The organism is Pseudomonas sp. F8002 (assembly GCF_013385495.1).
Taxonomy (GTDB): domain Bacteria; phylum Pseudomonadota; class Gammaproteobacteria; order Pseudomonadales; family Pseudomonadaceae; genus Aquipseudomonas.
The window spans coordinates 40167-50012 of record NZ_JACAPW010000051.1 but is presented as its reverse complement, the minus strand read 5'-3'; the positions used below and the strand labels follow the sequence as shown (position 1 = coordinate 50012).

At 58.4% G+C, this 9846-nt stretch carries 5 protein-coding genes; all 5 read left to right on the top strand.

The window, feature by feature from the left end; genetic code table 11:
* Nucleotides 1-160 precede the first annotated feature (160 nt).
* The 5 genes from HX811_RS31075 to HX811_RS31055 all read left to right on the top strand — a co-directional run bounded on the left by HX811_RS31075 (nucleotide 161) and on the right by HX811_RS31055 (nucleotide 9793).
* Complete coding sequence (locus HX811_RS31075; protein WP_087693011.1) at nucleotides 161-1051, top strand: bestrophin family protein; 891 nt, start codon at nucleotides 161-163, stop codon at nucleotides 1049-1051.
* A 75-nt stretch (nucleotides 1052-1126) separates the two neighbouring features.
* Complete coding sequence (locus tag HX811_RS31070) at nucleotides 1127-2185, top strand: lipopolysaccharide assembly protein LapB (protein ID WP_003217597.1); 1059 nt, start codon at nucleotides 1127-1129, stop codon at nucleotides 2183-2185.
* Nucleotides 2186-2296: 111 nt separating this feature from the next.
* Complete coding sequence (locus tag HX811_RS31065; protein WP_102369051.1) at nucleotides 2297-3799, top strand: ATPase domain-containing protein; 1503 nt, start codon at nucleotides 2297-2299, stop codon at nucleotides 3797-3799.
* On the top strand, nucleotides 3796-5466 hold the full coding sequence (locus tag HX811_RS31060; RefSeq protein WP_177048735.1) for a response regulator: 1671 nt from the start codon (nucleotides 3796-3798) through the stop codon (nucleotides 5464-5466). Before HX811_RS31065 ends, HX811_RS31060 begins: the two co-directional genes overlap by 4 nt.
* 142 nt (nucleotides 5467-5608) lie before the next feature.
* Nucleotides 5609-9793 (top strand): YopT-type cysteine protease domain-containing protein, encoded by a 4185-nt coding sequence (locus HX811_RS31055; RefSeq protein WP_177048733.1) that lies wholly within the window; start codon nucleotides 5609-5611, stop codon nucleotides 9791-9793.
* Nucleotides 9794-9846 lie beyond the last annotated feature (53 nt).

Genomic DNA, 9846 nt, shown 5'->3' with positions numbered 1-9846 from the left:
TCCCACAGAAAAGCAGATCTGCTTTCGCTCTGGTCACCGAAAAAACGGATATGTACTCAATCCCGATAGACCCCACCAATCACCCAGTCAGCCCAAGCAATTGGACGCAACACAAACATGCTTCTAACCTGACAGCCTGCGCCACCCAAGAAGCCCGCCCATGATCGTCCGTCCCAAACCCAACCTGCTCGGCATCCTGTTCTCCCTCAAGGGCTCGATCGCCAAACGCATTGCGCTGCGCAGCCTGCTGGTCACCCTCCTGGCCTCAGTCATCGTGCTGGTAGAAACCCTGCACCCGGCCTATTTCTCCAAGGTCAACGCCACACCCTTCACACTGCTGGGGCTGTCACTGTCCATCTTCATGAGCTTTCGCAACAACGCCTGCTACGACCGCTGGTGGGAAGGCCGCAAACAACTGGGCCAGATGATCATCGAGATCCGCTCACTGATCCGCGAAACCCAGGTCCTCAACCCTGCCGAACGCAAACACGTCCTGCGCAGCCTGTGCGGTTTCGCCCATGGCCTGATCGCCCGCCTGCGCCTGGAAGACGAAAGCCAGGCGATCAAACCGTGGGCCAACCCAGAACCCGGCCACCCGAACCTGCCCGACAGCATCCTGCAAGACCTCGGCGCCCGCTGCTCGAACCTCGCCGAACAGGGCCACATCAGCGACTGGCGCTACACCCAACTGGAAACCCGGCTGTACGGCCTGAGCCAGGTCCAGGCCTCCTGTGAGCGGATCAAACACACCCCGCTGCCCTTCCCCTACACCTTGCTGCTGCACCGCACCATCTACCTGTTCTGTATCCTGCTGCCCTTCGCCATGGCCGAGCCGCTGGGCTGGCTGACCCCGGTGTTCACCGCCATCGTCAGCTACACCTTCTTCGGCCTGGACGAAATCGGCGACGACCTCGAAGACCCGTTCGGCTTCGACGAAAACGACCTGCCCTGCAACGCCATCGTGCGCACCCTGGAGCGCGAGATTCTCGCCGCCCTCGGCGAAACCACGCTGCCGCCGGCCCTTGAGCCGATTGAGTTCGTGCTGACGTGATGCGGGTTTGACACTCGCGATAACCTGACCGAAGCTGATGGCTTTGCACTAGCTGCCCAGCTTTCGGACGCCTGCATGTCAAAGTCACGCCGTTACTCCATCGTCGGCCTGTGCGCCCTGTTGTTTATTGTGCTGATCACCTGGTATTTCACCCGCACCACGCCGGTGGTGGTGCCCCCGGCCATCGCCCATGGTTACGCCAAGGCCTTGAAACAGGCGCACAACGGTGAACCCGGCGCTGCCCGGGTGCTGTATCAACAGTTGAGCCGCCCGGACCTCTCCGATGTGCGCCGCGCCGCCCTGCATGCCGAACTGCCCAACTACCCCAGCCCCCAGGCCCTCAAGCTGGCGGACAAGGACCTGGCCAACGACGCGCCAATGGTGCGCGAGGCGGCGATTCACAGCATTGTCGGCCTGGTGCCCAGCGGCCAGCGCACGCTGTTGCTCGGGCCACTGCTGGATGACCCGGAGCAAAGCGTCAGGTTTGCCGCGGCCAATGCCTTGCTCGGGCTGTCCCCGGATACCCTGGGCCTGTACTTCGGCCCGTTGCAGCAAGTGCTCGACGAATACGTAAAGCTGCTCAAGGGCCAACCCGAAAGCCCCGAAGGCTGGATCCAGCTGGCACGCCTGTACATTCACAGCGCGCTGCTGCCCGACGCACAAAACGCCCTGGAGCAGGCGATGCGCCTGCAACCGGACAACCTGCAAGCCGTGGTCGCGCAAATTGAACTGCTGGACAAGCAGGGCAAGGTCGACGAGTCCCGCCAACTCCTGGCCAAACAGTTGCAGGCCCACCCCGATTCGGCCTACCTGCAACATGCCCTGGGCATGTGGCTGCTGCACCATGGCGAGCGCGCCTTTGCCCTGCTCAGCCTGTCCCGAGCGGTGGAGCTCGAACCGAACAACCAGGATTACCGCTACGACCTGGCCACCACCCTGCACGCCCAGCAGGAACTGGAGGCCGCCCAGCGCCAGCTGGAAGAAATCATCCAGCGCAACCCGGCCAATCGCAAAGCCAGGGTGCTGCTGGTCAATTACTGGAAGGAAACCGGCCAGTTGCAGAATGTGCAGGTGCTGCTGGCACAGCTTGAACAGCAGAATCCGGACGACCCGGCGCTGCAACAGGGCCTGTAAAAGCGGTATTTGATACAAAACGTTGAACCGCCACACGGCGCCAAGGTCAAGTAAATATGGCGCGCCCCAGACGGCGCTGCCGACTACTTATTTGTGACCCGAGGGCACTTCTTGTCTACATCCAAAGAGCTGTTCACAGCAAAGGCGGCCACCGGTATTGAAGGTCTGGACGACATTCTTGCCGGAGGGCTTTCCCGTAGCCATTTGTTCCTGCTGGAAGGTGAACCCGGCACCGGTAAAACCACCGTGGCCCTGCATTTCCTCCAGGCCGGCGCAAAAAACGGCGAACGATCGCTGTACATCACCCTGTCGGAAACCGAGCGCGAGTTGCGCCAGGGTGCCAAGTCCCATGGTTGGGACCTGGACGAACACATTCACATCTTTGAACTGACTCCCCCCGAAAGCCTGCTCAACGCCGAGCACCAGCAAAGCCTCCTGTATTCCTCGGACCTTGAGCTGGGCGAAGCCACCCGGCAGATTTTCGAAGTGGTGGAACGGGTCAAGCCTACCCGCGTCGTGATCGACAGCCTTTCGGAAATCCGCCTGCTGGCGCAAAGCTCCCTGCGCTATCGTCGGCAGATCCTGGCGATCAAGCACTACTTCGTGCGCTACGACGCCACCGTGCTGCTGCTGGACGACCTGACCACCGAGTCCCTCGACAAGACCGTACACAGCGTGGCCCACGGTGTGATTCGTCTCGAAGAACTGACCCCCAACTACGGTGCCGAGCGCCGCCGCGTGCGGATCGTGAAGTACCGTGGCCAGAAATACCGCGGCGGTTTTCACGACTTCACCATCATGGAAGACGGCGTACATGTGTTCCCGCGCCTGGTGGCAGCCGAGCACCGTGGCGGCTACAACCGCCAGACCCTCACCAGCGGCATCCGCGAGATGGACGCCCTGTTGGGCGGCGGGATCGAGACCGGTTCCAGCACCTTGATCCTGGGCCCGGCCGGTACCGGCAAATCGCTGATCTCGATGATCTTTGCCGCGGCAGCCGTCTCCCGGGGCGAAAAAGCCGCGCTGTTCATTTTTGACGAAGAGCTGGGCCTGCTGTTCGAGCGCATGAAGAACATGGGTATCGACCTGGAGGCCCTGCAAGCCACCGGCAACCTGCTGATCGAACAGGTCGACGCCGCCGAGTTGTCCCCCGGCGAGTTCTCCCATCGGGTGCGCCGCTGTGTGGACGAACGCGGGATCAAGACCGTGGTGATCGACAGCGTCAATGGCTATCAGGCCGCGATGCCGGAAGAGAACGCGTTGATCCTGCACATGCACGAACTGCTGCTGTACCTCAACCGCCGTGGCGCTGCGACCTTCATGACCGTCGCCCAGCACGGGCTGGTGGGGGACATGCAGGCGCCGGTGGACATTACCTATCTGGCCGACACCGTGATCCTGCTGCGTTACTTCGAAGCGCTGGGCAAGGTGCGGCGTGCGATTTCGATCATCAAGAAACGCACCGGCAGCCACGAATCGACCATTCGCGAATACCGCATCGGCAGTCGTGGCATGACCATCGGCGAACCGCTTGATGCGTTCCAGGGTGTATTGCGCGGCGTACCGACCTACATGGGCACCGACAACCCGCTGCTCAAGGATGAAAGCTCATGAGTGGCCTGCCGGCCATTTTCGAACGGGCGATCATTCTGGCGCCCCTGGGTCGCGACAGCTCCCTGGCGTTGATGATGCTCAATGAGGCTGGTTTCAACGGCATCATCGCCAGCCATTTGCAGATGCTCTGCGAGGAGCTGGAGCACGGTGCCGGCTTGCTGGTCATTGCTGCCGAAGCCCTGCGCGGTATCGACCTGGAACCGCTGCTCACGTACCTGCATCAACAACCGGCGTGGTCAGACCTGCCGATTGTGCTGATGACGCACCACGGCGGCAGCGAACAGAATGGCTCGTCGCACCTGAGCACCTTGCTGGGCAACGTGACGTTCCTGGAGCGCCCGTTCCACCCGATCACCCTGATCAGCCTCGTGACCACGGCGCTGCGCGGACGTCGTCGGCAATACGAGGCCCGCGACCGGCTGATCGACCTGAGCCAGAGCGAGCAGCGCCTGCAAAGCACCCTGGAAACCCTTGAGCAACAGGTGGAAGAACGCACGGCGCAGTTGCGCAATAACGAAGAAGCGTTGCGCCAATCGCAGAAAATGGAAGCCGTCGGCCAATTGACCGGCGGCATCGCCCATGACTTCAACAACATGCTGACCGGCATCATCGGCAGCCTGGAACTGCTGCGCAGGCGCGTGGCTCGGGGCCGCACCGAAGACCTCGACAGCCTGATCGACCTGGGTGTCACGTCGGCCAACCGCGCAGCAGCCCTGACCCACCGCCTGCTGGCCTTCTCCCGCCGCCAGTCGCTGGATTCGAAACCGGTGCAGATCAATCAGCTGGTGAGCTCCATGGGTGAGCTGCTGCAACGCAGCCTGAATGAAAGCATTGCCCTGGATATCCGCCTGACCGAGCAACTCTGGACCGCCGAAGCCGACCCCAACCAGCTGGAAAGCGCCCTGCTCAACCTCGCCATCAATGCCCGGGATGCGATGCCCAACGGCGGCAAACTGGTGGTGGAAACCACCAACCGACACTTGGACAGTGTGTTTACCGCAGCCTACGGCACCCTCACCCCTGGCGACTATGTGGAACTGAGCGTCAGCGACACCGGCTGCGGCATGCCCGAGAGCGTGATCAGCCGTGCATTTGACCCGTTCTTCACCACCAAACCCATCGGCCAGGGCACCGGGCTGGGGTTGTCGATGATCTACGGGTTTGCGCGCCAATCCCACGGGCATGTGTCGATCCACAGTGTGGTGGGCCAAGGCACCACCGTCAGCCTGTTCCTGCCGAGGTATGTCGGCGAGGTCATTGCAGATGAACCGCTCAACCCGGCATTGCTGCCGTTCGCCAATGCCGGCGAGACCGTGCTGATCGTCGAGGACGACCCGGCCGTGCGGGTGCTGGTCAGCGCCGTGCTGAGTGAACTGGGCTATGCCTTCGTCGAAGCCGGTGATGCCGACAGTGCCATGCCGATCATCGAGTCCAGCCAGCGCATTGACCTGCTGATCAGCGACGTTGGCCTGCCCGGCATGAACGGCCGGCAACTGGCGGAAATCGGCCGGCAGGTGCGGCCCGAGTTGAAGGTGTTGTTTATTACCGGCTATGCAGAGCATGCGGCTGTACGGGGTGGTTTCCTCGACCCGGGCATGCAGATGATCACCAAGCCGTTTACCTTTGATTTGTTGACAGCGAAGGTACGCGAGATGATCCGGGCGTGAGGCCGGCATAGCAATATACGGCAACCATTTGTTGCTGGTCGCATTGGATCGTGACGGCGGATTTGGGTACGAAGGTCAACGTATGGGGTAGCGAAATTTTCCCCAGGCGTGTCCTACACTTACTCAATGAGCGAGCGATCCAATGTCCCTTGTCACGTCCCGTCTGACTCCCAATTTTCAACTACCCCTGAATTCCGAAGCCCAGCCGCCGTTGTCCCGCCGGACGCGCTCAGCGGAGCATCAGCCGCCGCCGGAACTCGCACACGCCAGCCCACAGGTTAAAGGCGACAGCGAGTTGGCCGGGCTTTTTGCGCAAATACTGCGCACGGCGCAAAGAACCGGCCAGATTGATGACATCGAAAACATTCCCCCCACTTCCACGTTCGGTCAATGGTGGTCACACCTGCACAATGTGATGAAGAACCCGCACTTTGTCAGTTGGGCAAAAAAACAGGGCATTGATCTTTCAAAGCCGATTGAGATCAATCACAGGGATAATTCCATCGCGGCCATGGTCGGCGGCCAACGCAGGGGGTTTTCTGGCTTCAACGAAGGCTATCTCTGGACTTCGATGATGGCGCCGATCATGCAGGCAGCCAAAGCACTGACGTCAGACTCTGCGTATATTCACTCCCCCACCAATACTGAGTCAGCGTCTTACCGGCAAGTCGCCGATTTTTATGGCGAAGGCCGCGGCGGGTTAAACAGAGAAGGCGCAGGGGCTCGAGCGGCGGAGCTTGAACGCTCTAAAACCTTTGACCTTGCACAGCCTGAAGACAAGCGATCCGAAGAGGCCCTGAAGTACCAAAAGTCCAAACTGGGCGAGACTCACGATCACCAACAAGTCGTCTCTCAACTGGTGAACATCATTGTCGAGGCCGAAAACCTCTCAGAAACGCTGACACCTCGTTTGAGCCTGCCTTTGCATGACCATCGTTATCTAACCCCGAGGGCACTCAACATCCAAAAAGAGCAATTCATTCGCAATAAATTGAGCAACGCCACCATCACGCTACATATCGACTCGCCCCACCGGCGGTTACAGGACGATGCCACCATCAGCCTCGTAAAATACCTGGGCGACAACGGTTGGGATATCCCTAATAACCACGATCAGCTGTACAACCTTGCCCGGTTACTGACCACACCTCCACTTTCCCAACCCACCCTGGGCAATCTCGGCGGAGCCTTGTCCTGGCCCACTCCATTGAGCGGTGAAGATCAGCAAGGTATAAAACATGCCCTGAGCCAAAACACCTTGGGTATCGACGGCCTGCAAACTTATGACGAGAGTAAAGGGGTGCTGGACTACCTGACGCGCAATCAACGTTATACATCCTACGAGCGGGACGATCCGCAGCGTTTTATTGAAAACCTTCTGTCTACACCCAAGGCTCAGGCACTGGGCCAGGCGCTGCTGCAACAATTCAACGGGGTGTCGACCCCGGAGAGCATCAACGATTGGACCCTGGGGGCTCTGGGCGCATCCCTTGAGGAAGGATCCGAGGCAGGGACCACCTCGAACCCGATCAGGACAGGCGTCGCCGGCTTTGACCTGGCGCGTTCTGAACACTGGGGCAAACACCCCTCAGCCGTGGCCAAGGGCTTGGCCGACCACCTGATTGCCGAGGGCCGTGCCAACGCCGAAATGGCGCCCATTGCGGCCCACTTGTTGCTGTCACGCCGTGCGCCCGCGTTTTTGGTCAAGAATATCCCCGACGGGGTCACCTACGGCTCTCATACCTGGGTGAGCTTCAGCACTGCCGTGGCACGCCTTGAGGCCCAGGCACCCGGTTCCACCGCGCGCATGAGCTTTGCGCAAGTCATGGAACGGGCCGATCTCGATCCCGTCACGGCCGTGGAACGCCAGGTTGAACAAATGGCTCAACGGGAGGCACTTAAAGATTGGGGGGTTGCCAACGGTATCATCCCGGTGGACCCACAGGATCAATACACCGGTGATCAGATGCGCACTGTCATTAGCGCATTCAATGCTCAGGTTGGCGAGTTGAGCGATGCCTCGCGGGCCCAATCGGCGCCTTTTCCCGACCGCAAGGAGATGGCTCTTCAGGAGCTCAAGCGTGTCTTTGGTGATCGGATTCCATTCGAGGAAAAAAGCATCACCATTGTCCCGGAATTGCGTGATTACCCCGGCCCTTATTCGGTGCTGGATCTTTACCTGGGAGGGTACTTCCATGCCCGGTCAAGTGAAGTCCACGATTGGAGTTCGTCAAGCACCAAGTTCCAGATTCGCGATATTCAGGGCCAAGCCTACCGCCTTCCCGATATCAATGAAAAGTTCAGGACGGAATTTCCCACGTATATTTCCTCTGCGGAAAAAGCGATGGGCACTCAGGTCAAAAACCTGATTGCAAAGCTTCCCCTTGAGGATAGAAAAAACATCGAACAGGGAAAAATCACCACTTTCAAAGAATATAACGTCAGTCAAAGCGGATTCAGCCAAACCGTCACTGAAACCAAAATCAACAATACGCTGTTGGTAAAAACGGAGCTCGACGGTGACTTAAATGTTTATGAAATCGACTTGCAAAAAAACAGCATTCGCAAACGTGATGAACTGAAAGACTATCCTTTGGGGCCACAGGTGTATGCCGATGGCCATAGCCGCCGCGGGACTATGCTGGAAGAAGTAACGCCTGACGGCAGCTACTCACCGGACGTCACCGAGGAAAAAAACCAGGCGGAGACACCAAACAGCTTTGCGAGCGAGAAGACCCGCTACATTGCAGATGCGATGATAAAAAATGTCGACATCGGCGCGCTGGAGGCCGAGGCCAAGGGCATCACGACGTTCGACACCGAAGTGCCTTTCTATAAGACTGCCAGGGAATTCCTGCTCAACCTGATCCCGCTACGCTCGGCCATCCAGAACTTTCAACAGGGCAATATTGCCGAGGGCATCACTGACCTGGCATTCGATGCGTTCGGGTTTGTCGTGGGCCTGGGCGCTGCGGCTCGGGGGACAAGGGCGCTGGCGACCGGTGCATCAGCGCTTTCAAGGGCGGCTCGCGTAGCGAAGATCATTGGACGGGCGGCTATCGGCGCTCTCAATCCAGCGGATGGGGCCACTGATCTCCTGAACGGCATTGCCTCGTTGGGGAAGACCGGAGTCAAAAAGGTCAAAACAACGTTTAAAACTCTGAGCTCCGCCAGTAGCTATGATCTCGTGGGTGCCAGCAAACGTTTCGATTCATCTTCATTGGGCACATTCAAGCAAGGCGGTGACATCGTGCAAGCGCCTGCTGTTCTTCAGAACGGCAAATGGCATCACTACGACCCCGTCTCTGGAAAAGCGTATGGCACTGCGCTGACAGACTTTGTTCCTTCTGCACAAATAGACGCCGAAGAGCTCGGAAAATGGGCCACCGCTGATGGTACTGTCAGGAAAGTGGATGAGGCCACCGTCAGTAACTGGAAAAAAACTGTTAACGCTCATCGAAACGGTCCGCAAAAAGACGCCTTTGAGCACGGTTACTCTTCTGGTGACCCTCAGACGATAAGTGGCTTCTCGGATAATATGAAAGTACCGGACATCATGAAACTTGTCGGTGGCAAGAACCTCACGGCAGAGCAAGTGGGGATGCTGGTCAGAAAATATGACGATCTTGTCTACGAACTGGGTCGGATTGGATCAGCCAGGTTTATCGATAATATCGAACCGCGCTTCGGGGAAGTCATACCGATGCCACAAATCGTCTACTTTTCCCAAACAGCGCAACTGAGTGACGGTCAGTGTGCGGCGCTTGCGCGCGTGATGGCAACTGCCATGGCGGAAGGCAAGGAAAAGATGTTAATCAAGAATATGCTGACCGCAGCAGCATTTCCAGATGACCCGGCCTCCAGGGATTTTATCGTCGGGCTCGCCAGGATCCAAAACCAGACGGGTGCACGAAGCGCCTTTCATGCAGGCCAATGCGTACGGCAGTTATCAGTTAAAAACATGGTCAATGAACTGGCCGATTCCACTGTTTCAAAGTCTGTCATGATTGACTCGCCACGCCACGCAATGGCGGCTGGCGTAAAAATCGATGGTGAAAGCAAAACCTACTATTTTTATGACCCCAACTTTGGTGTTGCCAATTTTTCGAGCGCAGACGCCATGGAAAAGGCGTTGGATAAACTTACCCGCGATAAAAAGCTGGTTCCACAATATAGAACCCACAGCACTGACTCGAACAAGTTGGAGTTCCAGATTTTTGACCATACCGATGATTGGCAGGAAAAGAACAGTGTTTTTGGTCCGGATGTTAAAAAGCTGTATGACGCGCCCATACCTGTCAAATCGACTGGCGCTGCAAGGACCTGACAGGCGGCGGAAAAGTTATTTTTCTGGGAGGAGACTTGACCAGGCCCCCGGTC

What these genes read in the sequence shown, in the direction of transcription:
- HX811_RS31075 (WP_087693011.1), top strand. Translation starts at nt 161, where the DNA reads ATGATCGTCCGTCCCAAACCCAACCTGCTCGGCATCCTGTTCTCCCTC.
- HX811_RS31070 (WP_003217597.1), top strand. Translation starts at nt 1,127, where the DNA reads ATGTCAAAGTCACGCCGTTACTCCATCGTCGGCCTGTGCGCCCTGTTG.
- HX811_RS31060 (WP_177048735.1), top strand. Translation starts at nt 3,796, where the DNA reads ATGAGTGGCCTGCCGGCCATTTTCGAACGGGCGATCATTCTGGCGCCC.
- HX811_RS31055 (WP_177048733.1), top strand. Translation starts at nt 5,609, where the DNA reads ATGTCCCTTGTCACGTCCCGTCTGACTCCCAATTTTCAACTACCCCTG.